The organism is Intestinibacter sp. (assembly GCF_022780145.1).
Classification (GTDB): Bacteria; Bacillota; Clostridia; order Peptostreptococcales; family Peptostreptococcaceae; genus Intestinibacter.
The window spans coordinates 1-26,849 of the sequence record NZ_JALEXO010000033.1; the positions used below are offsets into that span (position 1 = coordinate 1).

Here is a 26,849-nt window from a genome sequence, read left to right on the forward strand (position 1 = left end):
CGGTCTTATGGAAAACCCACACGTAGACTTCATGTTTGGAGCACATGTCCAAGCATATTTAGAGGTAGGGAAAATAGAGTCTAAATACGACACTCTAAACGCCAGCAGTAATTCAGTTTTAATCGAGGTAAATGGAAAAAGAGGTCATGGAGCTTATCCACAAAACGGTATAGATGCTCTAGTTGCAGCGGCTCAAATAATAACATCACTTCAAAGTATTGTCAGTAGAAATTTAGCTCCACATGAGATGGGAGTTTTGACTTTAGGCAAAATCAAAGGTGGAGATGCTGGAAATGTAATCTGTGACCACGTCGAGATACAGGGAACACTTAGAACTTTAAACAAAGAGGAAAGAGATTTTATGGTAAAAAGAGCCACTGAAATAGTTGAAAATACAGCAGCTGCATATAGATGCGAGGCGAAATTTATGTTGAGAGCGAGAAGAGGATATAATGCGCTTATAAACGACAGAGATATGGTCGATATTGTTAAGTCAAATGCAGAGGAATTTTTGGGAGAGGACAGTTTTGTATACAAGGATTATCCATCTATGGGAGCGGAGGATTTTTCTTTATTTCTTGAAAACTGTAAGGGAGCGTTTTTCCATGTCGGATGTGGAAATAAAGAAAATGGCATAACTTCTCTTATACATACAGCTGATTTTGATATAGACGAGAGATGTCTTAGTGTAGGAACAATTATGCACGTTTTAAATGTACTGCGTTTTAATTAAATAAAAAATAGAGGAGCTGTATTTAGATTTAGCTCCTCTATTTTTGGAGAAATTAATCTCTAAGATAGATACAGCCGTCGTCAAAGATAGCTAAAGTAACTATTGAATAGATTACACAAAATAAAAATGCTGTGCCCATAGAGCAGCAAACATAGCTTAAATGGGATTCTATAATTCCTATGATTACCATATTTAGAGGGATGTCTGTCATTATGTACAATAATTTGTACAGTGAATCTGATATGATTTTTCTTTCTTTTACGATGTCAAAGAATGCATCGAATACCCAGTCTGTAGGAATAGTTACGAAGAAGTAAATAGTCAGGAATCTTATTAGAGATGAAAGAGTGTTGTACTCTAATCCTAAGATTGAGAATGCTGAGCCACCTAAAAATAATAGACCTATGTAGTATGCCACACTGAAGTTTATCTGTATTTTTATCCAATTTATGGCTTTTAGGATTTTTAAGATTCTTATAAGCCTCTGTAGATCTTTTCTTTTTGCAAATTCTCTTTCTAAATCTTCTCTTGTCAATTCTTTTTCTGGAATGTTATCTTGCATAGGCACCTCCTAAAAAATTAATTGTATAAGAAATTATATCATATGTTAAACAGTATTTTGTAATTCTGAGTAATATAAAAGCGAAAATTGATAATAATAAATATTAATTATTAGAAATTTAGCGAGGATAGTAGCATGAAAAGAGATACATTAAAGATAATTCCACTCGGTGGATTAGGTGAGATAGGCAAGAATATAACAGCGATAAAATATGAGGATGAGATAATAGTAATAGATTGTGGAGTTTCATTTCCAGACGATGATATGTTGGGGATAGATTTAGTTATTCCAGATATAACTTATTTATTAGAAAATAAGGATAAAATAAAGGGATTATTCATAACTCATGGGCACGAAGATCATATAGGCTCAATACCGTATATTTTAAGACAGTTAAATATGGATATATACGCAACTCGTCTGACTATTGGGCTTATTGCATGTAAATTAGAAGAGCACAAGCTAATTGATACGGCAAATTTAATTCCTGTTAAAGAAGGAGATGTAGTAAATTTTAATAAATTAAGTGTAGAATTTATAAGAGCTACACATAGTATAGCAGATTCTTGTTCACTGGCTATTTTTACTCCATTGGGTACAGTTGTTCATACTGGCGACTTCAAAATCGACTATACTCCAATTGATGGAAGAGTTATGGATTTAAATAGATTTTCAGAATTAGGAGAAGAGGGAATTTTGCTGTTAATGGCAGATAGCACTAATGTAGATAGAAGTGGTCATTCTCTGTCAGAAAGGACAATAGGCGAAACTTTAAATAGAATTCTAAATAATGCAAAGGGACGAGTAATAGTCGCTACATTTGCATCTAATATACATAGAATTCAACAGATAGTAGATGCCTCTTTGAGAGAAAATAGAAAAATATGCTTCAGCGGAAGGAGCATGGAAAATGTAAGCAATGTGGCTATGGAGTTAGGGTATCTGCATATACCAGAGGAGTCTTTAATTGATTTAGATGAGATAGATAGTTATAGTCCTAAAATAACTATAATAACTACTGGAAGCCAAGGAGAGCCGATGGCGGGACTTTCTAGGATTGCTTATGGTACTCACAAGAAGATAACTTTAGAGCCAGATGATTTATTTATAATTTCAGCATCTCCTATTCCAGGCAACGACAAGATGATTTCCAAGGTCATAAATCAGCTATACAAAAAAGGTGCCGAGGTAATATATGAAGATTTAGAAGACGTACATGTTTCTGGACATGCGTATCAAGAGGAGCTAAAGCTAATTCACTCTATCACAAAGCCTAAGTATTTTATGCCGGTTCACGGTGAATATCGCCATCTAAAACACCACGAGGATCTAGCTAAAAAAATGGGAATGAAGGGAGAAAATATATTCAAGCTAGAGACAGGAGATGTACTTGAAATAACAAAGGACAAAGCTGTCGTAGCTGACAAGGTTCGTACTGGAGTTTTATACGTAGATGGAATAGGTGTAGGCGATGTAGGAAATATAGTTTTAAGAGATAGGAGAAATCTTGCTAGAGACGGTATGGTGATAATCGTATTTGCAATAGATAAAGATAATTTTTATCTAGCTTCAGGGCCAGATGTAATAACTAGGGGATTTATATACGCTAGAGAAAATGAGAACTTAATAAATGAAATAAAGGAAATTTCACGACAAAAAATAGAAGAATGTCTAGATGATAAATCGACTCAATGGCAAGTATTAAAAACCAGTGTCAGAAAATCAGTTGAGCTATTGTTATTTGAAAAAACTAAAAGACGACCAAGCGTATTTCCTATAATAATGGATGTATAAAAAATAAAGATTTTCTTATAAAAAAAAATAAGTTATTATTAAAGAGTAATGAAAATAGTATAATAATTACTTAGATATAATTGCTATAAAAATAATTTAAAATTTAGAGAATAGAGGGGAAAGATATTGAGTAAATACATTGAATTTAAAGATGTAAAAAAGGTTTATCAGATGGGAGAAGTCAAGATAGAAGCGTTAAGTGGAGTAAACTTCTCTGTTGATAAAGGAGAGTTCGTAGTAGTTGCAGGTGCAAGTGGTGCTGGGAAAAGTACTATACTAAATATACTAGGTGGTATGGACAGTCCTAGCAGTGGTCAAATTATAGTCGACAATAAGTACATCAACAATTACTCAAATAAAGAGTTGATTACTTATAGAAGATACGATATTGGATTTGTATTTCAATTTTACAATCTAGTTCAAAATCTAACAGCGAAGGAAAATGTAGAATTGGCTACTCAAATTTGTAAAGATCCGCTGGATATAGATGAAGTCATGGAGGCTGTAGGTTTAGCCGATAGAAAAGATAATTTCCCAGCGCAATTATCAGGTGGAGAACAGCAGAGGGTGGCAATAGCAAGGGCTCTCGCTAAAAATCCAAAGCTTCTTCTATGTGATGAGCCGACTGGAGCACTGGATTACAACACAGGAAAATCAATTTTAAAATTACTACAAGATACATGTAGAAAAATGAAGATGACAGTAATAATAATCACACATAACTTAGCGCTAACACCTATGGGCGACAAAGTAATAAGAGTAAAAAATGGTAAAATAGAAAGCGTAGTCGTAAACGAAAATCCAACTCCTGTAGAAAGGATTGAATGGTAATATGAAAAACGCACTTACAAAAGACTTTATAAGGGATATAAAAAATTCTAAGGGAAGATTTATTTCTATTTTACTAATTGTTACATTGGGAGTTGCATTTTTCTCAGGAATAAAAGCATCTCCACTAGTTATGGAGAAGACATCTGATTCCTACTATGATGATTATAATTTGATGGATATTAGAGTTACATCTACTTTGGGACTTACAGATGACGATGTAGATGCACTTAAGAAGATCAAAAATGTCGATGGGATCAAAGGAACATATTCTATCGATGCAATTTCAAATTACAATGACAAAGACAGTGTAGTTCAAATTCAGAGCATAAATTTAGAGGATGTAGAACAAAATAATGAAAACTACATGAACCGACTAAATGTAGTCAAAGGAAGACTTCCTCAAAAAAGCGGAGAATGTGTAATTGAAAAATCAAAATATCAATTTTTAAATTATCCTATAGGAAGCACTATAACTCTTAGCTCTGGTACAGATGAGGATATCGGTGAAACTTTAAATAAAAAACAATACAAGGTTGTAGGGTATGTAAATACACCTTACTATTTGTCACATGAAAAGGGAAATACATCTATAGGAAGTGGAAAAATCCAAGGAGCAATGATGATTTTGGATGACGATTTTAAATTAGATGTATATACTGATATTTATTTAACTGTAAAAGGATCAGATAAACTAGATACGTACTCAGATGAATATCAAGAGCTTATCGATTCTGTTGTAGATGATATAGATGCTATTACAGATGAACGAATAGACGCTAGATACGATCAAGTTGTATCAGAAGCTCAAGCAGAGCTAGATGATGCTAAAAAAGAATATGAAGAAAATAAACAAAAGGTCGAGAAGGAATTAAAGGATGCACAGGATAAAATAGACAAATCTAAAACAGAGCTGGAGGATGGAAAGGCTGAATTAAAATCTCAAAAAGCAAAGGCAAAGAGAGAAATAGCAAACGGAAAAGCTCAAATAGAAGATGCTAAAAAGCAACTTAAATCAGGTAAAAAACAATATCAAAGTGCATTAAAGGAATTTAATCAGAAAAAAGCAACTGCTGAAAAGGAATTTGCAAAGGCTGAGACACAAATTCAGGAATTAGAAGCACAAAAATCACAGCTAGAAGAAGGAATAGCTCAAATAAATCTTGCATTAAGCGATCCAACTCTACCTGAAGAACAAAAGGCATACTATCAAAACCAATTAGACACTATGAATTCTAATTTAGAACAATTAACTCTAGGAATATCATCAGGTAAGAGTGAACTTTCTAAACAAAAACAAGCTTTAAAAGACGGAGAAAATCAATTAAGTCAAACTAAGCAAAAGCTAGATTCGAGTGAAGCTAAAATAAAACAGTCAGAGGCTAAATTAAAACAATCTGAACAAACAGCTAATGCAGAAATAAAAAAAGCAGAGCAAAAAATTGAAAATGGAGAACAAGAATTAAAAGATGGGCAAAAAACTCTAGATAAAAATAAAGAAAAAGCAGAAAAAGAATTGTCAAAGGCGAAAAAGAAAATCGACGATGCTCAAAAAGAAATAAACAAAATAGAACATCCGACATGGTATGTTTTAGATAGAGATAGCCATAGATCATTTGTAGAGTACGAAGGCTGTGCAAATAGTATAGATGCCCTAGCTAAGATATTCCCTGTATTTTTCTTTGCAGTAGCAGCACTTGTCTGCCTTACAACTATGACTAGAATGGTCGATGAACAGAGAATAAATATAGGAACATTAAAGGCATTGGGATACACAGTATTTGACATAGCTAAAAAGTACATACTATATGCGTTTAGTGCAAGTATTGCAGGAAGTATATTAGGGCTTATAATAGGATTTACAGTATTCCCACTTGTAATTTTCTACGCTTATGGAATGATGTACACCTTACCGCCTATGCAGTTTGCAATTGACTTCAAGCTTGCAATCGGAATTACGCTAGTTGCTATTTTAGTTACTACGCTTTCTGCATATTTTGCTTGTAGAAAGGAACTACTAGAAGAGCCTTCTACACTTATGAGACCTAAGGCACCTAAAAATGGTAAGAGAATTTTACTAGAGAGAATAGGATTCATATGGAATAGATTGAGCTTTATAAGTAAGGTAACTTTTAGAAATATATTCAGATATAAAAAGAGATTTTTAATGACAGTACTTGGAATTGCTGGATGTACAGCTCTTACAGTCACAGGCTTTGGAATAAGAGACTCTATACAAATGATAGTATCAGGACAATACGGGGAGTTATTCAAATACGATATGGAAATAACAGCTTCAAATAATATAACTGAAAAAGAAACTAAAGATTTAGTTGCAAATTTAGACGAAAATGGAAAAATTAAGGGATATGGATTATTTGTATATGAAAATGGAGAAGTCAAAACTGATAAAGCAAGTGAAGATGTAAGAATTGTAATACCAGATAACGTAGAAGAACTTAGTAAATTTATCACTTTAAGAGAAAGAGTAGGTCATAAAAAACTTCCACTCAATGATGAGGGATTAATTTTGACTGAAAAAGCAGCGAGGGAATTAGGTGTGTCAGTAGGAGATACTATAAAATTAAAAAATGGCGATGATATTACTAAAGATGCAAAGGTCACTGGTATAACAGAAAATTATCTATCACACTATGCGTATATGACGAAGGATTATTATAATAAGCTATTTAATAATACTCCATCTAATAACAAGATTTTATGTACATTAAATGATACTTCATCAAAATCAGAAGACAATCTATCAGAGCAAATAAATCAAATAGAAGGTGTATCAGGTGTAGTATTTAACACTGCAGCTAAAGAAACATTTAGCAACACGATTAAAAATTTAAATTATGTAGTTTTAGTTATAATAATTTCAGCTGGAGCACTTGCCTTTGTAGTTTTATACAATTTAACAAATGTAAATATTTCAGAGAGAATTAGAGAAATTGCAACAATTAAGGTTCTAGGATTCTACGATGGCGAGACAGCAGCGTATATTTACAGAGAAAATATCATATTGACTTTAGTAGGTATAGTATTTGGCCTTGGACTTGGAAAAATACTTCACCAGTACATTATGGTAACTGTCGAGATAAAATCGATGATGTTTGGTAGAATTATAAGCCCTAAGAGCTATGTTATAGCGGCAGTTTTAACAGTACTTCTTTCTTTCATAGTAAACTTTGTGATGTACTTCAAGCTAAAACGAGTAAAAATGGTTGAATCTCTAAAATCAGTAGACTAATTAAAATTATTTTTCAAAAATCAATGTCAAAAACATAGCGCCCCTCATAATATATTTTAGAAACAAATTTTAAGCAACAAGGGGGTACAATATATGTTAGATAGATTTTTTGGAGGCTGTGGATGCGATGGAGGATTCTTTGGCATGGGATGGTGGATAATAATATTATTCTTCCTATTCCTAGCATTCCAAGATTGCTGGGCTGATATAGATATATGTTCATGGATACCATTTTTAATATTATTATTAATAGTTTGTGGTTGTGGTGAAATAGGCGACGATGGTTGCTGCTAATAAATTATAATTACAGCTGTGTATATATCAAGAGAGAGAAGACTTAGTTCTTCTCTTTTTTGAATAAAAAATAATTATAAATAAAATCTTGAAATAATTTCAACTGGATTGTATAATATAACCTTAGTGATAAATAGTATTTGTGTAATTAGTATTTAAATATTTGCCTAAAGAGCAGATATAATTTTTATGTGTAGAGAGTTATTTTAAAGATAAAAAATTAGAGAGGTGTTAAAGTATGAAGCAAGGTTTTGATGCAAAAAAATATTTAGAGCAACAATCTAAATATATATTAGAGAGAGTCGATAATTTCGATAAGCTGTATATAGAATTTGGTGGCAAGCTTATAGGAGATTTACATGCAAAGAGGGTTTTACCTGGATTTGACGAAAATGCAAAGATCAAAGTTCTACAAAATATAAAAGATCAAGTAGAAGTTATAATCTGTGTTTATGCAGGCGACATAGAAAGAAACAAAAAAAGAGGAGACTTCGGTATAACTTACGATATGGAGGTTCTAAGATTAATAGACGATTTAAGAACTTATGAATTAGACGTAAACAGCGTAGTTATAACAAGATACGAAGGACAACCTGCGACTACAGTATTTATAAACAAGCTAGAACGTCGTGGAATAAAAGTCTACAAGCATGCTCCAACTAAAGGATATCCATCTGATGTAGACACTATAGTTAGTGAAGAAGGTTTTGGTGCAAATCCATATATAGAAACTACTAAGCCAATAGTTGTAGTTACAGCTCCAGGACCAAACAGTGGTAAGCTTGGAACTTGTTTGAGCCAATTATATCATGAAAACAAGAGAGGAAATTCTGTAGGATATTCTAAATTTGAAACTTTCCCAGTTTGGAATCTTCATTTAAATCATCCAGTAAACGTGGCATATGAAGCTGCAACTGTAGATTTAAAAGATGTAAATATGCTAGACTCATTCCACTTAGATAGATATGGAGTAAAGGCTACAAACTACAACAGAGATTTGGAATTATTCCCTGTTCTTAAGAAAATAATCGAAAAAATAACAGGAAAAGAATCAATCTTCCAATCACCAACAGATATGGGTGTTAATAGAGTTGGATTTGGGATATACGACGACGAAGCAGTATGTGAAGCATCAAGACAAGAAATAATCAGAAGATACTTTAAAACTGGATGCGAATACAAAAAAGGTGAAGTTAACAAGAGTTCATACGATACTATGTCTCTAATAATGGAAAAATCAAACTTAAAACCTGAAGACAGAAGAGTTGTTCTTCCAGCTAGAGAATACAGCGAAAAACTTAATTCAAATTCAGACAAAGATGAAATATGCTCAGTTGTGGCATTAGAGCTTGAAGATGGAACAATAATCACAGGAAGAAGCTCTGAACTAATGTGTGCTAGTGCAGCTGCAATATTAAATGCTATAAAACATCTAGCAAATATTCCAGATGATATGTTATTGATATCACCAGTTATATTAGAGCCAATTGTAAAATTAAAAACAGAAACTCTAGGAAGCAGACAAGTTTCACTTAGTTTAGAAGAAGTATTGACAGCACTTTCAATATGTGCAGTTACAAACCCAGCAGCACAAATGGCTATGGATGAATTAGCAAATTTAAAAGATGTACAAGCTCATTCAACTACTATGCTTACTAAGGACGATGAACAAACATTTAGAAAATTAGGGATAGATGTGACTTGTGAAGCTGTTTATCCTTCTCAAAACTTATACTATGTATAAAAGAGCTGATTTTAAATAGATTTGATATAAAAGAAAATGAGCCTTCTATGAAGAATAGAAGGCCATAAATTATTATTTTTATTCGTGTAAGTATTAGTATTTTAAAGACCTCATATTTTTGAGGTGGAATATTATTGTATAATTTTTTTAATGAAAAGTCAATGTATTTTAGAAAAAAATTAAATTTTGATATTTAATAAAAAAGAAATATCGTAAATTGTTTTAAATTTAATTTATGATATTTCTTTTTAATTTCTTTAGTTTTTATTTTGAAATCCATAAAATAAATAAATTCCCAAAATTGCATTAAATCCTGCTGCAGCAAAAACACTAAATCTCTCAAAGATACCAAAGTATTCTCTTGGAACAACGTTCACCCCAATTGCCCATGCAAACATCAATAACAAGGCTACACTTGCACAAACTGCCAAGGAACGGTATTTTTTATCTCGATATCCACCAATCATAATAACAATAAGTGAAATTATAGAAAGTAATACAACGAGAACTGTTACAACATATATGTGCATCACATCTTGAAATGTACCTGCATTTCCACTAGCTGAAAGAGGGAACATTTTATATCCTACACTAGATACCCAATTCATCGCTGAAAAAAGATAAATTCCTATGCGTAGAGTTTTGTTTAATTTCCCTTGAATAAATACACAAACCATCATAATCGATATTATTCCGCATATCCCATATAGTGAAGAAAACTGTTACCAGAGCATTTTAGAAGGTGCATTGTTAGCACTTAAATCACTGACAGCCTGCTCCATCCAGTTGTAGCCTGGATATGCCGATGGTGAAAAAATTACTGCTGCTGTATATGATAATAGGGAAACTACACCTAAAAGTCCTAAATAGTTAATCAATGTTCTTTTCATCGTCTACCCCTCCATATTGTTTACAAAACCATTTTATATACTCTTGTATCATATTTTGATTTAATTGTTCACCTGATAGAGAACAATCTAATTTATAATCCATCATAGCGTGAATTGTCATAGCAAATGAAGTTGCTGCCATATCTACATCATCGAAGTCGGCTTTTTTGTGAACCTGTAAAGCATAAAAAAGATTTTTAGTAGTTAGAATCATTCGCTTTGTCTCATCTGACATTATTTTTGCTGCAATTGGGTTTATCGCTCTCTCTGAATATATAACTTTATAAAAAGATGTCATTTTTTCATCCTCATTTATACGTATATAATTAGATACTGATTGAGTTAATACTTCTTCTAAAGTTTTTCCATTTACAAATTCACCGTAATCAATATCGGTAAGGGACATCTTTTCTTTTGATTTATCTCTAAGATATTGATACATTGCATCTATAATTTCTTCCTTAGATTTAAAATGATTGTATAATGATGGCTTTTTTATTCCTATTTTAGATGCTATTTGTGACATAGACACACCACTTAAACCGTTTTTTGCCGCTAATTCTAGTGTAACAAGAATAATTTCTTCTCTTCGCTCCATAAAGACCCCTCCTATTAATTAATTTATATTAGCTATTATACTACCGTTAGTTAGTTTTGTAAATCAAGTTGAGGTATAAGTGGACTAAATAAAAAAATCTGTATACCTTCACAATTAATTTTATTCCTGAAGATATACAGATTTAGTTTATTATAAATTTTATAAGTAAGTTATAGTGTGGTGATAATTTAAAATTTCATTTAACTTATCCTCATCCATTAACTTTCTCTCTAGTACAATTTCTTTTACTCGCTTAGGATTTTCATTGCTCTCTGATATAATCTCAGCCGCCATATCGTATCCAATATAAGGAACTAAAGCAGTCGCGAGTAAAACAATTGAATTATCTAAATGTTTTTTGCAGTTTTCTTCATTTGCAGTTAGAGTATTTATGCATTTCGTTCTAAATATTTTTAAAGTCTCTGTAAGTAGAGTCAAGCTCTCAAGAAGGCTTTCTGCAATTAATGGCATAAAAGCATTTAATTCAAAATTACCATTTGCCGCACACATACTGATTGCGCTGTCGTTTGCCATGACCTTTATAGCGACTTGAGTCACCATTTCTGGGATAACAGGGTTGACTTTACCTGGCATAATTGTGCTTCCTGCTTGCATATCGCTCAACTTAATTTCTCCAAATGGCTTTGAGTTCATTATGCGGAGGTCAGTTGCTATTTTCATAATATTTACAGCTAGTGCCTTTAAAAGCCCTGAAACCTCTACAAATACATCGTTATTTTGTGTTAAATCTATAGGGTACTCAGCCTTTGCAAGACCTATACCTGTCAAATCTCTTATTATTTCGATAACTCTAAATGTGTACATTTTATTGGCATTACTACCTGTACCGATAGCAGTACCACCTAAATTTATCTGTCTAAGTCTCTCTTCGACTTTGTATATTCTCCATCTATCTCTAGCGATGGCTTGTGCATAGGCGCCGAACTCTTGACCTAGAGTAATAGGTAGAGCATCCATCATTTCAGTTCTTCCAAGCTTAACTATAAATTCAAATTCATTTTCCTTGCGTTGTAGAGCTTCTTGTAATTTACTGCATTCATCGCTTAAGGCTCTGACTAAATTTATAGAAGCAATTCTAAGAGCAGTAGGGTATACATCGTTTGTAGATTGTCCCATATTTACGTGATCTAGAGGATGTATGTAGTCGTAGTCGCCAGGTTCTCTTCCTGAAATTTTTAGAGCTAAATTAGCTATTACCTCGTTTACATTCATATTAGTTGAAGTTCCAGCTCCACCTTGAAGCGCATTTGTGATAAAATTGTCGTCGTATTTTCCTGCAAGTATTAAATTGCAGGCTTCTACTATTGCATTTGCCCTTTCTTTATCTAGAGCTTTTACCTTTTCATTTGCCATTGCTGCGGCTTTTTTTACTGTTACGATTGAGTAAATAAGTTCTTTTCTGACTTTGGAGTCGCTTATTTTGAAATTTTCAAGGGCACGAGCCGTTTGAATTCCGTAAAGAGCGTCTTGGTCTATAGCTACTTTTCCTAATTTATCCTTTTCTATTCTCTTTGCTGTTTTGTTGTCGTCTGTCATAAAATCACTCCTATTCTTCTTCCAACAAATAAGCTATATGAGGGAAGGCTTCTACTGTTCTGTGTAGAATTCCTTGCATATAAGCGATTAAAATACCGTAGTTAGTTATAGGAATGTTTTGATCCTGTGCACATTTTATTCTATACTTCATTTCTCTAGCATTTAGAGTACATCCACCGCAGTGAACTATCATCTTGTATTTTGATAGGTCGTATGGGAATTCTGTACCGCTTGAAAATTCGAAGTTTAGTCGTTTGCCACAGTGTTGCATTATCCATCTAGGAATTTTAACTCTACCTATATCGTCGCATTGTCTGTGGTGAGTACATCCCTCAGACATTAAAATTGTATCTCCATCTTCTAGAGTTTCTATAGCCTTTGCACCTCTCACAGTTTCTTCTAAATCGCCTTTGTAGCGGGCAAATAATATTGAGAAGGATGTAAGCAATATATCCTTAGGAGTATCAGCAGAAACCTTTGCAAAAACTTGAGAGTCAGTTATTACTAGTTTTGGTTTTTTGCCTAAGTTGGCTAGAGTATCTCTAAGCTCGTATTCTTTAACTACTATTGCAGTTGCATCTGCTTCAAGTATATCTCTTATAGTTTGTTGTTGAGGTAGGATTAATCTTCCCTTTGGTGCAGCCTTGTCTATAGGAACTACAAGCACTACAAAGTCAGACGGATCTAGCAAATCCCCGACGATTTTGAATTTTGATTCATCTGTAGGAGCTTGTTTTGCGATTAATTCCTTTAATTCGTATATATTTTCTCCTGTTACTGAGCTCACCCATATAGTGTTAGGAGAGTCTTCTATATCCAAGTCCATTCCTTTGTCTTTTACTAAATCCAATTTATTCATTACGATTATATATGGAATTTTCTTTTCTTTAAATTTTTCTATTAAAGCGTTGTCCTCAGGTGTCGCACCTAGAGTACCGTCTATGACTAGTATTGCTATGTCTGTCTTATTTAAAACTTGATAACTCTTTTGAACACGCATTTTTCCAAGCTCTCCGACATCGTCAAGCCCTGGAGTATCTATTATAATAACTGGTCCTAAAGGTAATAATTCCATTGCCTTTGAGACTGGGTCAGTTGTTGTACCTTTGACATCTGATACTATTGCTAAATTTTGATCTGTGATTGCATTTATTACACTTGATTTACCGGCATTACGTTTTCCAAATATACCTATGTGAACACGTTCTGCAGAAGGTGTAGAGTTTAAACTCATCGAAATTCCCCCCTTAAAATAATATGTCCTTGCAAAAAAAGCAAGGAAAATACAAATTAAAATAACATTTTATACCTTGACTTTTTCCTCGGATTTTATCCTTTGAATCAGTTTGGTTTTCATAAAATAGCTATAGACAAGAAATTCTCGTGTATAACTTCAATAAAGTAATTATATCACAGTGAGTTTTTAATTATCAATAAATGGAAAAATTAATATAAAAAGTATAAATATAAGGATTATTATTTTAAAATTCGATATATGCTAATAATTTGAACATGTTGATAATTATTGCATTTATGAATTATACTGTTATTAAGTGAAAAATCTTTTGGAGGTATTTAAATATGAATACTGAAAGAAAAGGTATATTGAAATTGTGTAGCGTATGTTTAGATAAATTGTATAAAAATCAAAGAAGAGCTGATTTCGGAGATTTTCAAATGAAAAATGGTAAAAAATTCGATTTACCTAGATATATTGTCTTATATTATTTAAAAAAATTTATAGAAAGTCAATTAGGCGATTATTTGTTAGACAAATTTGTAGAGAATACAAATGTAATAAATAATGAAATAGAGAGCTATTTAATGAAAAAATATCGCAAAAATAAATTAATTGAGAATATAAAAAATATACCTATAAACAGCAAAAATATAGATTTTATAATTCCTAAAAAATATATATTCGGTAGATTTACAAAAAATGATCAAAAATTTTGTATAGAAGAAGCAGAAAATATTATTTTTCGAGAAAAAAATTACTTTAGAAGATATATTGAACTGAATGCAAATAAAAATCTAGAAAATTTCGATTTAATAGAAAAATTACCGTTGTATGTTTTAGTTGGAAATTTAAAATCAGCATTAAATAGTTTAAAATCAAATACGATTGAAGAATTAAATCGAAAAAGTGATAAATCAAATATAGAATATGAATTTGATAAGACAAAGGATTTAGATCTATTTATGGAACATATCAAGGAATATTTTGAATTGGAGCTAGAAAAGCATATCTTAAATGAAAAAATAAGATTAATAGAATTGGAAATAGAAAAGTCGCAGCTTTTAAATATTGAAGAATTAAATGATTTGATTAAATCAAAGGAAAATACTTTAGAAATAGTTGAGGATTTGATGTGTGATTTAGTCTTTGGTGATTACAGATTTAAAGATAAAATAGATATCTCGATAGAAAAAAATATATATAAGATATACGATAAGCTACCATATAGCTTGAACTTAGAACAGGCTATAGATTTAGTGGATGAGGATTTGTTTATAGATTTAATTTACAATACGATTAGAACAGTTTATCGAGAAATAAAGTGATATATTAGTGGTGAAAGCATGATAAATAGTCAAAAAATTAAATTATGTTCAAAAAATAAAATAAGATTTGAATGGAAATGGAATTGCGAGAAAGGGGAGATGAATGTTTATCTAGAAAAGCTTAGACAAAGTGACCTTGAATATTTAGATAAAATCAAAAGAGAGGATTGTGAAAATAAACGTGATTATGATGTAAATATGAGGGGAATTTATAGAATAGTAGCATTTCCAGTGGTAAACGGTATAGAAGATAGAGATTTTTCATTGAATACGAATTACGTATATATAGGAATAAAAAATAATTTAGAGTACTGCTTTGGTGAAGACAGTGAATTTAATTGCAAATATATTTATATAAAGAGATTAGACTCTATTATACTAAAGGAAATGGCGTATATATATTCTGTAAAAGATGATATAAAAATTCCTTTTACAAGTGATTTGAAACAGGGTGAGAAGTATTATATATCTGATTTCGACAGTATAAAAATAGAATTAGAATATCCGTATAATTTAGGTGTAGATATTAGATTAGTTTAATTAAAAAATTTAGAATATTAATTTAAAGAAGGTTTTAATTATGGGAGAAAATTTATTTGTATTAAAAAGTAAAGAGAATAAGTCTGAATATGCTATTAAAATAGATATTTCAAATAAATCTATTGAAAAAAACGAAGGCGTATCTGATTACGAAAGTGAATTTATAGTAGATTATATATTAGGTCTTGATGAAAACGACAAAAATGAATTTTGGGGTGATATAGAAGCTAAAAGTAGTCCAGAAGAAAATTATATAACTGTAAATGAATTGTATAATATATGTATTTCTAAAGATTTGTGGAAAAATCAAGACGATACGAGTAAAATGACTAATTGGATTTACAACGTTATAAATCCAAATGCACTAGATAAAGATACACTTGATAAAATGCTAAAAATTATAGAACAAGAATTAAATAGCGATATGTTTAATTTTTACCTTAAATATATTTTATCAAAGGACGAAAATATATATCTTGAATATATTTCACCAGACAGTGATCTATACGAGCTAATACTTTTTGAAGATATACTAAGCGTCGATTATAAAGATAAATACGATATAAATGTCGATTTAGATGTAGACTATATAGGAGATTGGTGGAGACAAAATATTTTGCCTATATTTAAATCTAAATACAGCGAGGATCAATTGCAGGATAGATTAAATTTAGAGATAAAGAAAAATGAAATTCTAGATTTTCGTGGAGAAAATTTTAAAAGATTTAAAAATAGAATAATAGAAGAGATAAATAAAGAAATGCCAGATAAAAAAGATGAAGCAAATTTTGAAGTTGACGAAAAAAAATTTTTAGAAAAGAGAATAAATGCTTCAAATCCTAAAAATATATCTGAATTAGAGCAAGTTTTTGGGGATATAGAGCTAAAATACGATAGTAATAAAGAAATCCTAAAAAATTATTACAGTGGAATATTGATGCAGATATTAGAAAACAAAGATGAAAAATCTACATTAGATGAACTAGAAAAATTCATAAACAAGAATGAAGAGTTTTTAGATGAGGATCTCCACGTTTATATAGATATGAAAGTTCAAAAGGAAATACAGAGAATAGAACAGGAATTGTTAAACGATATATGTGATGTCAAAGATTTAAAATCACTTGAAGAGTTACATAATAAAATTTTATTAAATGGAGATTTTGTAAAATGTGAAGATATAGAATCTATTATATTTACAAAATTAGAATCAATAATAAGTAAATTGAATTTAGCAGAAATAAACGACGAAGAAAATATAAAAATAGGTAACCGCATATACGACAATACATCTTCTATCGATATTAAAAATTATCCTGTCGCAGAAATTTTGATATGCAGAGATATAGAAATAGATTTAAATAACACAGACGAGATAATAGACGATTTAAAGGATGAGATAGATGTAATCAAGAATACCGTTTTAAAAAATTGTATGTTTAATTGTGATTATTACAATGTAAATATTCAAATAAGCGGAGAAGAAGCTTGTTACAGTATGAAGTTTAGATACCTAAAGGATTTACTAGAGTACATAAAATTAAAAGAGAAAAAATCATTTGTACAAAATTTAAAAAATATAAATAAAAATGTCCAATATCAAAAAAGAGTTTTCAGTAAAGGAAATGAACAGCTTATAAAGGAAATTGATAATTTCTACTCTAAAAAACAAAATTAAAAATAACGATAAATAGATGAGCCCCTCTAAATTATAGAATTATAGGGCTCATTTTTGTATAATAAACTTATATATAAATGATTGGTAGGTGAAAAGGACATGACATCATTTGATAGGACTCTTAGCTATATTGAATTTGATAAGTTAAAATATATCGATGAATTGATACTAAAATTACAAATGCTCTACAGTCAGAATATAGTAGATGCGAGCTTTTTTGACAAAGCAGTAGAGCTTTTAAATCAAGAAAAAATGAACGTATCATCGAGTAGTGTAGAATCTGATGAGGACGATAAAATATACGATTTAAAAATAGATATTGAAAATATGTCACCTGAAGAGAGAAAAAAATACTTTGAAAGCGAAAAGCAGGGTGTAAAAATGAGACTCTTGGAGGCGAGAAATTTTTCGCAGTTAAATATTTTACACGACAGGATTTTAAAAAATATAGACGATAGCTTAAAGGATTTTCTCAAGAAGGAATTCACAAATAGCTTTGAAAAAATTTTTAAAAAAAGTTATATATATTACTTGATAAAAGATTATGGGAAAAAACATGGAAAATTAAATTTAGATGAGCTTATAATCGTAGACGATCAGTTGACATTAAAAAATGGACAATATGAATGTGTAATAAATAAAGCTCTATGTAAAAAAGAAAATATATTGTATTTAGATGCTAAAGAATTAGGCTCATTTAAGGCGATAATAAATAAGTATAATTCGTGCTTTACAGAAGAATTTATAGAAAGCGAATTAAAAAATATAATAAAATTACCTGAAATCCCAATTTCCTTTGAGGAGAGAATGGAAAAAATTAAAAAGACAATAGAAAAAATATTGAATAGAGATGAGAATAGATTTTTTAGAAGCATGATAAGTATAGAGTCAGATTTTAAATTTAAAGATAAACTCGAAAAATGTAAAAAACTATATAATTATAATAATGAAATTGAAGTCGAGATACCTCTTTTAATATTTGATAATACCATATTTAAAACATGTGAAGGTGGATTTATAATCACAGATAAAAATTTATATTTAAAAAATGAAGAGCTTGATGAGATAAGCGTAGATTATATCGATAGTATAGAATTAGACAATGAAAAATTACTGATAAATGGTTGTGAGGTAGATTGTGATATAATACAAAGTAACTACAGAGAAAGATTTAAAGATACGATGTTAATTATTACATATTTAATTCAAAATGGAAAAGACGAATCTAAAAACATAGATGAAGTAATCGAAGAGGTATTGTCGGTTTAATATTTTTAAAACACATAAAGACAATTATGTAAATATTTGGTATACTTAACATTGAATTTAAATTTGGGAGGGAAGAGAATTGAACAAAAAGGAGATAATAATAAATCCAGATAAAGCTAAAAGAATTACATATGTTGTAGTTTTTTCAATCGTAGTATTGTTGTATGTAATAATGCTTAAAAACAATAAAGTTGATCACACATTAGGAGTAGCATTGATAGCACTTTTCGTTGGACTAACTCTTTACTTTTTATATAGTATATTTTTCCCAAAAGCTGCGATTATAATTAATGAAGATGGCATTAAGGAAAATATAATAAAAGGTGCAGGTCTTATTAAATGGAATAAGATAAGCGAAATATATATATGTGTAATACCTAAGAAAAAATACGATACATTCTTTTTAGGAATAAATTACCATAAAGATGAAAACGATAGAAGAAGAGTAAAATTCAAAGGTAAAGTAAATGAAAAATTAGGAGATGCACTAATTGTTTTAGATGGTCTTGAAATGGAACCTTATGATATTTACAATAGCATTCAAAAATATTACAGTAAATTTATCAAAAAATAAATTATATTTGAAGATATAGGGTATATTTGTATTCTATATCTTTTTGATTTTAGAGAGGTTAGAGTATTTGGTTATAGAATATTTAAATTGTATAAAATAGAAGAAAAAAGACCTTTTTAAAAAAAGGGTCTTCTTTAATAAAGTAAATAAAATAATTTGGTTATGAGTAAGGAATTCTTAATTCCCTGGATATTTTTATTTTATATTATTTTTATAATTATTACAATAAGTATAACAAAAAGGAATTACGTGGAAAATTAAAATATAAAAGGTGATTTAAATGGATGAAATTAGAAAAATAATACATATAGATATGGATGCCTTTTATGCATCAGTAGAGCAGAGGGATAATCCTGATTTAAGGGGAAAACCAGTCATAGTAGGAGGAAGTCCAAATAGCAGAGGTGTTGTCGCGACATGCTCTTATGAAGCTAGAGAATACGGTGTTCACTCAGCAATGCCTTCAAAAATTGCACAAAAGAGATGTCCCTATGCAATTTTTGTAAGACCTAGATTTGATGTATATAAAAAAGTATCAAATCAGATAAGAGACATATTTCATAGATATACAGATTTAGTAGAACCACTTTCTCTAGATGAGGCATTTTTAGACGTTACAAATCCCAAAATACCGATAAAATACGCTACAACTATAGCTAAATTTATAAAAAGGGATATATTGATGGAGACAGGACTAAATTCTTCGGCGGGAATTTCATATAATAAATTTTTAGCTAAGCTTGCTTCAGATTACAATAAGCCAAATGGGTTTACTGTTATAATGCCAGAGGAGGCTCAAGAGTTTTTAGACAAATTACCTATAGAAAAATTTTTTGGAATTGGAAAGGTTACTTCGAAGACTATGAAGAGAATGGGGATAAAAAATGGCTATGATTTGCGACAATTGAGTTTGTACGAATTGGAGAAAATTTTTAAAAGTAAGGGATATCAATATTATAATTTTGCGAGGGGAATAGATAACAGACCTGTTGAGCCATATAGAGAGCGAAAATCTGTCGGTTCAGAAATTACTCTAGACCATAATTACAGACTCGATGAAGAGGAGATAGTCGATATATTGGATGAATTGTGTTTAGATGTGAGCAATAGAATTAAACTTTTAAATAAATTAGGAAAGACTATTACACTTAAGGTGAAGTTTGAAGATTTTACTCAGATAACTAGAAGTACTAGCTTGAATTCTGGAATAAGCTCACATGAAGATATAAGGACAAATATATATAATTTACTTAGAAATATAGACGATAAAGATTTACAAATAAGATTGCTTGGAGTTACATTGTCGAATCTAATAGATGTAGATGAAACATACCACAATATAACTTTATTTGAATATATGGAAAATAAAGATTAAAAAATAATATCGCTCAAAATAGTTGTAATTATTGAAAAATTTAGTAAAAAAAGGTATAATTAATACACACGCTATTGTGTAGATATTTTAGAATAGGATTCATAAATTGAATATTGTTCAAGGTGTATTTTAACAATACTTAAAAGGGAATGTGGTGAAAAGCCACAGCAGCCCCCGCTACTGTAAGGATGACGAAAGCTTAAGGTTTTGGAGAACTTAGCTCCACTGTTAAATCGGGAAGGAGAAGCTAGTAGAGTGATTCCGAGCCAGGAGACCTGCCTAAAATGATACATGCTCTTTCGGAGGGAGAGAAATACTGTAATATGGGTTATTTATAACGTACGGAAATTAGACAGAACATATACATATTATAGATTTTTTTGGAACCGAAGAAAAAGGTTCTTTTTTTGTGAATAATGAAAGAACATTAATTCAATTTGTGAGTCCTATTTTATTGTGTTTTTTTGTAGGTACAGTTAAATTTACGATATAGTATTTACGTTAAAATAAAAACATTTAAATTGACACTTTTAATGATATAATAATATATATCACTAGTAAGAGGTGTAAATAATGGGTGAAAAAAAATTAGCTAAAGGAAATGATAAAGCTGCACTTAATAGGAGGCTTAAGCGAATTGAAGGCCAAGTAAAAGGTATACAAAAGATGATTGAAAACGACCGATACTGCGTAGATATACTAGTGCAAATATCAGCTGTAAGATCTGCAATCGACAATGTCGGTGCTATTATACTTGAAAATCATATCAAAGGATGTGTATCTAACAGCTTAAAACACGGCGACAAAGAGGACAATGAAGCTATAATTAAGGAATTGATGGATACTATCAAGAAATTTACAAAATAGGGGGAAATTTAGATGAATCAACAAGGATTTATAATTGAAATAGTAGATGACAAGACTGCTAAAATGATTATGCAACGTCATTCTGCGTGCTCATCATGTGGAAAATGTGCAAAATTATCTTCAGAAACTCAAGACTTAGTAGTAGAAGTTGATAATAAAATAGGAGCTAAAGTAGGGGATCATGTAGAAGTTAGTATGGAAACAGTAAAAGTAATGAAGGCTACAATGCTTGCATATGTAATGCCGCTAATATTTTTAATTTTAGGAACAGCAGTTAGTTTCTTTGTACTTAATGCTATTTCATTTAAGGGACCATTAGAAGTAATAAGTGGTTTATGTGGACTATTATGTACGCTTTTAAGTTATCTTTACTTGAAGAAAAACGACCAAAAATATAGAGATAGCAGAGAGTATATTCCTGTAATAGTTAGAATAGTTTAGTATATAAATGTACGAAAGGAGCCACATTTGGGCTCCTTTTTTAAATTTTATCTGTATTCATATTTTGTTTATATTTTCTAATTTTAATTTTTGCAAGCAATATATAATACGTCTTAGTCAAAGATGTGATTATAAGAATTCCGATTGCTATACCGCCGCTTTTTAGTAGAGTATCAGTTCCAGTTGCTACAGCTGCTACATAATCCTTTTGGACTAGTGAGTACATTGTGTTATAAAGGCCAATCCCTGGAACTAATGGAAGTATCCCAGGAATTATAAAGCTGATTGCTGGATATTTTAATTTACGAGCTAGTATCTCACTAGATAGAGAAATAACAGCTGAAGCTATGACCATAGAAAACAGAGGTACTTTTGTAAGATTAGACAGCACGATATAAGTTGACCATCCGATACCTCCTATTAAACCACATGGAATTAGTGATTTTTTTGGTGCGTTAAAAAATATGGAGAATCCTACTGTGGCAACAAATGAAAATATAAAATTTGTTATTAAATCAAAAAAGTTCATCTATCTAACCTCCAAATCTGATCCAAAAATCAAGTACAGAACCTACACCGATAGCTATTGCGGCGGCGATTAAGAATGCTTCAAATACGCGAGAAACACCAGAAACTAAATCACCTGCTATCAAATCTCTAAGCCCTTTTACAAATGCAACTCCAGGAAGTAGTGGCATTATAGAGCCGACTATAAGCATTTTGGGATCTTGTAGAATACCTATTTCACAAAATGCGACTCCAAAGGTAGCTATTGCAAAGGATGATACTAAAGTAGATATAAACATCATGGAATTTATTTTCATAATTCCGTTGTATATAATAGTACCGACAACTGATATTATCAAAGTAAGTAAAAAGTCAGCCATGCTTGTACCACCTAGTAAATAAGCAAAGCAAGCAGACGCAATTGCAGTTCCCGCATAAAATAGAAGTATGTTATATGGTGGAGGAAGAGTAGCTATTTTTTTGAGTTCGTTAATAGCTTCTTCAGTAGTCATATCTAGATTTTCAACGAAATTTCTAGATACAGTATTTAGTAAATCTATTTTATTTAAGTCAATTCCTCTACGCTTTATTGTTCTCATGAATGATAAACCATCGAATTTATCATCTGCAATTATTATACATGTAGGAGTTGTAAATACATTAATATGTCTATATCCACGAGAAGCACATACTCTTAAGACACTGTCTTCAGCACGAGAAGTTTCTACGCCGTTAGTCAACATCAGCTCACCTAGAAAAAGAGCAAATCTTAAAATTTCTTTTTTTTGTATTAATTGATATTCTTCTCTCATAAAATTTTTATCCCTTCTTTAATATACACTAGATTATATCAAAAAAAATATAAATTGTTTACCTCTACTATATTAATATTATTATAAATTTAATATAAAAAATATATAGCCCCAAAATCTTAATATACTACTAATCAAATATAAATCAATGGAAATATTAAAATGTAACCAAAAATTAATATAAACATATAATACTATTATCTAAAAATTTAAAAGGAGAATAAAGTATATGACAGGAGCGCATTATATTTATATTTTATTCATAATCGTAATTCTTATAACTATGATTATGAAAAAGGACACTGTGGTACCTTGTATTTTAGGGATATTTTGTCTGGGGTTGTTTTATACTAATAATATTGCAGGGTCATTAGGAGCAGTATTCAATTCTTTTATTGTTTCTTTGGGGGAACTTGGTCCGATAATATTGATTATATCTATAATGGTAGCTTTATCTAAAGCTCTTGAGACAAATCACGCTATAAATTATATGATTAAACCTTTTTCTAAATTCATAAAAAATCCTACTACTGCATTTTTTGTAATCGGTATAGCCATGATGTTGCTTTCTTGGTTTTTCTGGCCGACACCAGCTGTGGCTTTAGTTGGAGCGATTTTTTTGCCTGTAGCCATGAGGGCGGGACTTCCTGCAATAGGGGTTGCGATGGCTCTTAATTTATTTGGTCATGGATTGGCTTTATCTACTGACTTTGTGATTCAAGGGGCACCAGCTATTACTGCAGGTGCTGCTGGTATTGAGGTATTTGATGTAATAAGTCAAGGGATGCCTTTGTATTGGATTATGGCGGTAGTTACTATTTCTGTGGCTTTTTGGGGGCTTAGAAAAGACTTGAAAAAAGGAATGTTTAGAGAAGAACTGCAAGATGTGGAACACGAGGAGATAAAAGAGTTTAATAAAAATGCTAAAATAGCTACATTTTTAGTATTGATTGGATTTATACTAGATATTGTAGCGATGAGTGTATTTGATTTAAAAGGAGGAGATGCATCTGCTTTATTAGGTGGTACAGCAGTGTTTCTTATCATAATCATCAACTTGATGAACCACAAGAAAAAATGCTTTGATGTCACATGTGAAAATATAATCGAAGGATTCGTGTTTGGAATCAAGATATTCGCGGCGATAATTCCTATAGCAGCATTCTTCTATATGGGAGAAGTGGCGCCTATAACTTCTGTTTTAGGAGAAGTATTGCCAGCTAATTCACAGGGCTTGTTATCTGATATAGGTGTAGCACTATCAAATACTATTCCGCTTAATAGATTTGCAGTCTGTAGTATACAAACTGTAGTAGGAGCTATAACAGGTCTTGATGGATCTGGATTTTCGGGAATATCGTTAGTTGGTTCTCTTGCGAATGTATTTGGAACAGCTATAGATGGTAGTGTAGGTGCTCTATGTGCATTAGGTCAAATAGCAGGTATATGGACAGGTGGAGGATGTTTAGTTCCTTGGGGATTGATTTCAGCAGCTGCAATCTGTGGCGTAAGTCCAATAGAGTTAGCTAAGAGAAATTTCAAACCTATAATTATAGGATTTGTTGTAACTACAATAGCTGCAATGTTTATAATTTAATATATTTTGGACATGAGAAAAAATAGTCACAATCCCTTTATTTTAAGAATATATTAAAATAAAGGGATTAGAGGTGGCTTTATGGAGAGGATAATTAAATACGGTGGAAAGCTGTTTTTTGGAAGTTTAATTATATGTATATTGTCATTTTTTTATTTTAAATTAATTCCTTGTGGAGAAATCAGTAATTTAATAGGATATATTTTTCTAGAGATTTTCTTGGGATATAATTTTTATATAGGTTATAGATATAAGTTGAATTTCAAGGAATCTTTCATAGTTGGAATTTTTGGTTCTGGTTTTGGAATATTTTTGTTGTTTTTCGCCAGCTATACTCATTATGTAATAGATGAAGCTTATTGGGCTATTTGGATGATGCAATTTTACTTTATGCCTACAATGTCGTTTATAACTGATTTTTCTGTAAATGTATCGCTTGGATATGTGGTTTTTCTTATAATTTTTAGTGCATTACTTGTTGTTTTAGGAGCTTTATTTAGATTTTTAAAGGAAAAAGCGATTTCTGTTAAACATAAAAGCAGTTTATTTGTTTACAAAGACTTCTTATAATTAAGAAGTTTTTTTGCGTACATTGTTATGTACAGTTTGTCCGCCCAAATGTATTATTTATAGGATATAATAGTATTTATATTGATTGAATACTATTTTGGAGGAAGAAACTATGGAGAGATTATCTAAAATTAATGGAAAAGTAGGGTTTTACTATAAAAATTTAGTTACAGGAGAAGTGATTTCATATAATGAAAAGGAGCCTATGTTAGCTGCTAGTTTGATAAAGTTAACTGTTTTAGGTGAGGTTTTTAGAGAAATAGAAAATGGAGAAATAAGTGAGCAGGAAGTATTTACTACTCGCGATGAGGAGAAGGTTCCTTCTTGTGGAGCTTTAAATTATATGGATGAAGGTTTAAATGTTACATTAAAAGATTTATACACATTGATGATAATATTGAGCGACAATTACGCTACAAATATTTTGATAGATAGATGTAAAATAGAAAATATAAATGATTTTATAAAGGAAAATGGGCTGAAAAATACTGTATTGAAGCGAAAAATGTTCGATTCAGTAGGTGCCAGCAAAGGATTGGAAAATTATACAAGTGCTGAAGATATGGCGTTATTACTAGAAAAAATTTATAATGGAACTCTAGTATCAAAGGAAGCTTCAGCTAAAATGCTGGAGGTTCTAAAGAATCAAAGATTAAACGGAAAAATATCATTTTTCTTGAGTTCAGGAGAAAATAAGGTTCAAATAGCTCATAAAACTGGTGAAGATACTAATATTACACATGATGTGGGTATAGTTTTAGGCGAAGAACCATTTATAATTTGCTTCTTGGGTAATGAAGTAAACGTACCTGAGTTTGAGAGGGTTATGCAGGATTTGAGTCTTGAGATTTATAAGAAAAATAAATAGTGTTAAAATTGAGGGGAAAATTTATTATGAAAGTGATAGATATGCATTGTGATACGATGAAGGAAATTTTAGATTGCAAAAGGCTAGATTCTCGTGCTAATTTGAGAAGAAATAATTTACATGTAGATATAGAAAAGATGAAAAAAGGAGATTATATGCTCCAAGTATTTGCTGCGTATACGAATATGAAATCAGAGCAGCCTCTATCTGAATGCTTGAAGATTATAGATTTATTTCACAGTCAGATTGAAGCTAATAAGGACGACATAGGATTGGTATTGTCTTATCAAGATATATTGAAAAATTCAGAGCAAAATAAGATGTCAGCTCTTTTATCTATAGAAGAAGGAGCCTGCTGTCAGGGAGATTTGGGTATACTTAGAAATTTTTATAGACTAGGAGTTAGGATGATGACTCTGACTTGGAATTACGAAAATGAGCTCGGATTTCCTAATGAGATAATAGATGGCGAGTTAATTGTGGATAGAGGATTGAAAAAAACTGGATTTGAATTTATAGACGAGATGGAAAATCTAGGGATTATAATAGATGTTTCGCATTTATCAGATGCAGGGTTTTACGATATATTAGAAAATACTAAAAAGCCTTTTGTCGCTAGTCACTCAAATGCGAGGGGATTGTGCAACAATAGACGTAATTTGACAGACGATATGATAAGAAGATTAGCTGATAGAGGAGGCGTTATGGGAATTAATTTCTTCTCTTATTTCTTAGACGACAACGCTACTTCTAATTCTGATGCGAAAATAGACGATATGATAGCTCATATGAAGTACATAAAGAATATAGGCGGAATCGAATGTATCGGTCTTGGAAGCGACTTCGACGGAATCAGCTGTAGAGTCGAGGTAGAGAACGCATCAAAAATGCAAATTTTAGCGAAAAAAATGAAAAAAGAAGGATTTACGGAGG

The 26,849-nt window shown here is 30.9% G+C and carries 26 protein-coding genes and 1 riboswitch; of the genes, 18 read left to right on the forward strand and 8 right to left on the reverse strand.

The window, feature by feature from the left end; translation table 11 throughout:
* On the forward strand, window positions 1-733 hold a 733-nt coding region (locus MR593_RS01185; protein WP_290686072.1), incomplete at its 5' end, for a M20 metallopeptidase family protein.
* A 52-nt stretch (window positions 734-785) separates the two neighbouring features.
* Here the strand turns inward: MR593_RS01185 and MR593_RS01190 are convergent.
* On the reverse strand, window positions 786-1,295 hold the full coding sequence (locus MR593_RS01190) for a YrvL family regulatory protein (protein ID WP_290686075.1): 510 nt from the start codon (window positions 1,293-1,295) through the stop codon (window positions 786-788).
* Window positions 1,296-1,430: 135 nt separating this feature from the next.
* Here MR593_RS01190 and MR593_RS01195 point away from each other — a divergent pair, with 135 nt between their 5' ends.
* The 5 genes from MR593_RS01195 to MR593_RS01215 all read left to right on the forward strand — a co-directional run bounded on the left by MR593_RS01195 (window position 1,431) and on the right by MR593_RS01215 (window position 9,208).
* Window positions 1,431-3,089: a ribonuclease J gene (locus MR593_RS01195; RefSeq protein ID WP_290686078.1), complete on the forward strand. Its 1,659-nt coding sequence runs from the start codon at window positions 1,431-1,433 to the stop codon at window positions 3,087-3,089.
* 171 nt (window positions 3,090-3,260) lie between these two features.
* On the forward strand, window positions 3,261-3,920 hold the full coding sequence (locus MR593_RS01200) for an ABC transporter ATP-binding protein (RefSeq protein ID WP_334301802.1): 660 nt from the start codon (window positions 3,261-3,263) through the stop codon (window positions 3,918-3,920).
* 1 nt (window position 3,921) lies between these two features.
* Complete coding sequence (locus tag MR593_RS01205; protein WP_290686083.1) at window positions 3,922-7,170, forward strand: FtsX-like permease family protein; 3,249 nt, start codon at window positions 3,922-3,924, stop codon at window positions 7,168-7,170.
* Window positions 7,171-7,263: 93 nt separating this feature from the next.
* Window positions 7,264-7,464 carry a hypothetical protein gene (locus tag MR593_RS01210; protein ID WP_290686085.1) on the forward strand — a complete coding sequence of 67 codons (201 nt, stop codon included), beginning with the start codon at window positions 7,264-7,266 and terminating at the stop codon, window positions 7,462-7,464.
* Between the two features lie 238 nt (window positions 7,465-7,702).
* On the forward strand, window positions 7,703-9,208 hold the full coding sequence (locus tag MR593_RS01215; RefSeq protein ID WP_290686088.1) for a DUF1846 domain-containing protein: 1,506 nt from the start codon (window positions 7,703-7,705) through the stop codon (window positions 9,206-9,208).
* A gap of 257 nt (window positions 9,209-9,465) precedes the next feature.
* On the opposite strand, the gene MR593_RS01220 is transcribed toward MR593_RS01215, so the two are convergent.
* From MR593_RS01220 to hydF, 5 genes are all read right to left on the reverse strand, one after another.
* Entirely contained in the window at window positions 9,466-9,888 is a 423-nt protein-coding gene (locus MR593_RS01220; RefSeq protein WP_290686091.1) for a DUF998 domain-containing protein, read from the reverse strand.
* A gap of 42 nt (window positions 9,889-9,930) precedes the next feature.
* Window positions 9,931-10,098, reverse strand: a complete 168-nt coding sequence (locus MR593_RS01225; RefSeq protein WP_290686094.1) for a hypothetical protein — start codon at window positions 10,096-10,098, stop codon at window positions 9,931-9,933.
* Complete coding sequence (locus MR593_RS01230; protein ID WP_290686097.1) at window positions 10,079-10,696, reverse strand: TetR/AcrR family transcriptional regulator; 618 nt, start codon at window positions 10,694-10,696, stop codon at window positions 10,079-10,081. The genes MR593_RS01225 and MR593_RS01230 overlap by 20 nt, the downstream gene beginning before the upstream one ends.
* A 159-nt stretch (window positions 10,697-10,855) precedes the next feature.
* On the reverse strand, window positions 10,856-12,253 hold the full coding sequence (locus MR593_RS01235; RefSeq protein WP_290686100.1) for an aspartate ammonia-lyase: 1,398 nt from the start codon (window positions 12,251-12,253) through the stop codon (window positions 10,856-10,858).
* A gap of 10 nt (window positions 12,254-12,263) precedes the next feature.
* Window positions 12,264-13,487: a [FeFe] hydrogenase H-cluster maturation GTPase HydF gene (gene hydF / locus MR593_RS01240; protein WP_290686103.1), complete on the reverse strand. Its 1,224-nt coding sequence runs from the start codon at window positions 13,485-13,487 to the stop codon at window positions 12,264-12,266.
* Window positions 13,488-13,834: 347 nt separating this feature from the next.
* On the opposite strand from hydF, the gene MR593_RS01245 reads away from it, so the two are divergent.
* From MR593_RS01245 to MR593_RS01280, 8 genes are all read left to right on the forward strand, one after another.
* Window positions 13,835-14,818 carry a hypothetical protein gene (locus tag MR593_RS01245; RefSeq protein WP_290686105.1) on the forward strand — a complete coding sequence of 328 codons (984 nt, stop codon included), beginning with the start codon at window positions 13,835-13,837 and terminating at the stop codon, window positions 14,816-14,818.
* 99 nt (window positions 14,819-14,917) lie between these two features.
* Window positions 14,918-15,358 (forward strand): hypothetical protein, encoded by a 441-nt coding sequence (locus MR593_RS01250; protein ID WP_290686107.1) that lies wholly within the window; start codon window positions 14,918-14,920, stop codon window positions 15,356-15,358.
* Between the two features lie 40 nt (window positions 15,359-15,398).
* Window positions 15,399-17,036 (forward strand): hypothetical protein, encoded by a 1,638-nt coding sequence (locus MR593_RS01255; RefSeq protein WP_290686110.1) that lies wholly within the window; start codon window positions 15,399-15,401, stop codon window positions 17,034-17,036.
* A gap of 99 nt (window positions 17,037-17,135) precedes the next feature.
* Window positions 17,136-18,305: a hypothetical protein gene (locus tag MR593_RS01260; RefSeq protein WP_290686113.1), complete on the forward strand. Its 1,170-nt coding sequence runs from the start codon at window positions 17,136-17,138 to the stop codon at window positions 18,303-18,305.
* Between the two features lie 79 nt (window positions 18,306-18,384).
* Window positions 18,385-18,879 carry an STM3941 family protein gene (locus tag MR593_RS01265; protein WP_290686116.1) on the forward strand — a complete coding sequence of 165 codons (495 nt, stop codon included), beginning with the start codon at window positions 18,385-18,387 and terminating at the stop codon, window positions 18,877-18,879.
* A 280-nt stretch (window positions 18,880-19,159) separates the two neighbouring features.
* The gene (gene dinB, locus MR593_RS01270) at window positions 19,160-20,254 is read left to right on the forward strand and encodes a DNA polymerase IV (RefSeq protein ID WP_290686119.1); all 1,095 of its coding nucleotides are present in this window, start codon (window positions 19,160-19,162) and stop codon (window positions 20,252-20,254) included.
* A gap of 103 nt (window positions 20,255-20,357) precedes the next feature.
* Window positions 20,358-20,551, forward strand: a riboswitch (cobalamin riboswitch).
* 276 nt (window positions 20,552-20,827) lie between these two features.
* The gene (locus tag MR593_RS01275; RefSeq protein WP_290686121.1) at window positions 20,828-21,121 is read left to right on the forward strand and encodes a metal-sensitive transcriptional regulator; all 294 of its coding nucleotides are present in this window, start codon (window positions 20,828-20,830) and stop codon (window positions 21,119-21,121) included.
* A 12-nt stretch (window positions 21,122-21,133) separates the two neighbouring features.
* Window positions 21,134-21,562, forward strand: a complete 429-nt coding sequence (locus MR593_RS01280) for a SoxR reducing system RseC family protein (RefSeq protein WP_290686123.1) — start codon at window positions 21,134-21,136, stop codon at window positions 21,560-21,562.
* Between the two features lie 40 nt (window positions 21,563-21,602).
* Here MR593_RS01280 and MR593_RS01285 read toward each other — a convergent pair whose 3' ends face one another.
* Window positions 21,603-22,091, reverse strand: coding sequence for a threonine/serine exporter family protein (locus MR593_RS01285; RefSeq protein ID WP_290686125.1), 489 nt, complete (start codon window positions 22,089-22,091; stop codon window positions 21,603-21,605).
* 4 nt (window positions 22,092-22,095) lie between these two features.
* Window positions 22,096-22,881, reverse strand: a complete 786-nt coding sequence (locus tag MR593_RS01290) for a threonine/serine exporter family protein (RefSeq protein ID WP_290686128.1) — start codon at window positions 22,879-22,881, stop codon at window positions 22,096-22,098.
* Window positions 22,882-23,110: 229 nt separating this feature from the next.
* Between MR593_RS01290 and MR593_RS01295 the strand changes: the two genes are divergently transcribed.
* The 4 genes from MR593_RS01295 to MR593_RS01310 all read left to right on the forward strand — a co-directional run.
* Window positions 23,111-24,478, forward strand: coding sequence for a hypothetical protein (locus MR593_RS01295; RefSeq protein WP_290686131.1), 1,368 nt, complete (start codon window positions 23,111-23,113; stop codon window positions 24,476-24,478).
* Between the two features lie 81 nt (window positions 24,479-24,559).
* On the forward strand, window positions 24,560-25,048 hold the full coding sequence (locus MR593_RS01300) for a hypothetical protein (protein WP_290686134.1): 489 nt from the start codon (window positions 24,560-24,562) through the stop codon (window positions 25,046-25,048).
* A gap of 112 nt (window positions 25,049-25,160) precedes the next feature.
* The gene (locus tag MR593_RS01305; RefSeq protein WP_290686137.1) at window positions 25,161-25,916 is read left to right on the forward strand and encodes a serine hydrolase; all 756 of its coding nucleotides are present in this window, start codon (window positions 25,161-25,163) and stop codon (window positions 25,914-25,916) included.
* Window positions 25,917-25,942: 26 nt separating this feature from the next.
* The coding region (locus MR593_RS01310; protein WP_290686139.1) for a dipeptidase at window positions 25,943-26,849 on the forward strand (907 nt) is incomplete at its 3' end.

What these genes read in the sequence shown, in the direction of transcription:
- MR593_RS01290 (WP_290686128.1), bottom strand. Translation starts at nt 22,881, where the DNA reads ATGAGAGAAGAATATCAATTAATACAAAAAAAAGAAATTTTAAGATTT.
- MR593_RS01245 (WP_290686105.1), top strand. Translation starts at nt 13,835, where the DNA reads ATGAATACTGAAAGAAAAGGTATATTGAAATTGTGTAGCGTATGTTTA.
- MR593_RS01200 (WP_334301802.1), top strand. Translation starts at nt 3,261, where the DNA reads ATGGGAGAAGTCAAGATAGAAGCGTTAAGTGGAGTAAACTTCTCTGTT.
- MR593_RS01295 (WP_290686131.1), top strand. Translation starts at nt 23,111, where the DNA reads ATGACAGGAGCGCATTATATTTATATTTTATTCATAATCGTAATTCTT.
- MR593_RS01210 (WP_290686085.1), top strand. Translation starts at nt 7,264, where the DNA reads ATGTTAGATAGATTTTTTGGAGGCTGTGGATGCGATGGAGGATTCTTT.
- MR593_RS01285 (WP_290686125.1), bottom strand. Translation starts at nt 22,091, where the DNA reads ATGAACTTTTTTGATTTAATAACAAATTTTATATTTTCATTTGTTGCC.
- dinB (WP_290686119.1), top strand. Translation starts at nt 19,160, where the DNA reads ATGGATGAAATTAGAAAAATAATACATATAGATATGGATGCCTTTTAT.
- MR593_RS01255 (WP_290686110.1), top strand. Translation starts at nt 15,399, where the DNA reads ATGGGAGAAAATTTATTTGTATTAAAAAGTAAAGAGAATAAGTCTGAA.
- hydF (WP_290686103.1), bottom strand. Translation starts at nt 13,487, where the DNA reads ATGAGTTTAAACTCTACACCTTCTGCAGAACGTGTTCACATAGGTATA.
- MR593_RS01215 (WP_290686088.1), top strand. Translation starts at nt 7,703, where the DNA reads ATGAAGCAAGGTTTTGATGCAAAAAAATATTTAGAGCAACAATCTAAA.
- MR593_RS01300 (WP_290686134.1), top strand. Translation starts at nt 24,560, where the DNA reads ATGGAGAGGATAATTAAATACGGTGGAAAGCTGTTTTTTGGAAGTTTA.
- MR593_RS01250 (WP_290686107.1), top strand. Translation starts at nt 14,918, where the DNA reads ATGAATGTTTATCTAGAAAAGCTTAGACAAAGTGACCTTGAATATTTA.
- MR593_RS01280 (WP_290686123.1), top strand. Translation starts at nt 21,134, where the DNA reads ATGAATCAACAAGGATTTATAATTGAAATAGTAGATGACAAGACTGCT.
- MR593_RS01230 (WP_290686097.1), bottom strand. Translation starts at nt 10,696, where the DNA reads ATGGAGCGAAGAGAAGAAATTATTCTTGTTACACTAGAATTAGCGGCA.
- MR593_RS01235 (WP_290686100.1), bottom strand. Translation starts at nt 12,253, where the DNA reads ATGACAGACGACAACAAAACAGCAAAGAGAATAGAAAAGGATAAATTA.
- MR593_RS01275 (WP_290686121.1), top strand. Translation starts at nt 20,828, where the DNA reads ATGGGTGAAAAAAAATTAGCTAAAGGAAATGATAAAGCTGCACTTAAT.
- MR593_RS01225 (WP_290686094.1), bottom strand. Translation starts at nt 10,098, where the DNA reads ATGAAAAGAACATTGATTAACTATTTAGGACTTTTAGGTGTAGTTTCC.
- MR593_RS01305 (WP_290686137.1), top strand. Translation starts at nt 25,161, where the DNA reads ATGGAGAGATTATCTAAAATTAATGGAAAAGTAGGGTTTTACTATAAA.
- MR593_RS01195 (WP_290686078.1), top strand. Translation starts at nt 1,431, where the DNA reads ATGAAAAGAGATACATTAAAGATAATTCCACTCGGTGGATTAGGTGAG.
- MR593_RS01260 (WP_290686113.1), top strand. Translation starts at nt 17,136, where the DNA reads ATGACATCATTTGATAGGACTCTTAGCTATATTGAATTTGATAAGTTA.
- MR593_RS01205 (WP_290686083.1), top strand. Translation starts at nt 3,922, where the DNA reads ATGAAAAACGCACTTACAAAAGACTTTATAAGGGATATAAAAAATTCT.
- MR593_RS01190 (WP_290686075.1), bottom strand. Translation starts at nt 1,295, where the DNA reads ATGCAAGATAACATTCCAGAAAAAGAATTGACAAGAGAAGATTTAGAA.
- MR593_RS01220 (WP_290686091.1), bottom strand. Translation starts at nt 9,888, where the DNA reads ATGATGGTTTGTGTATTTATTCAAGGGAAATTAAACAAAACTCTACGC.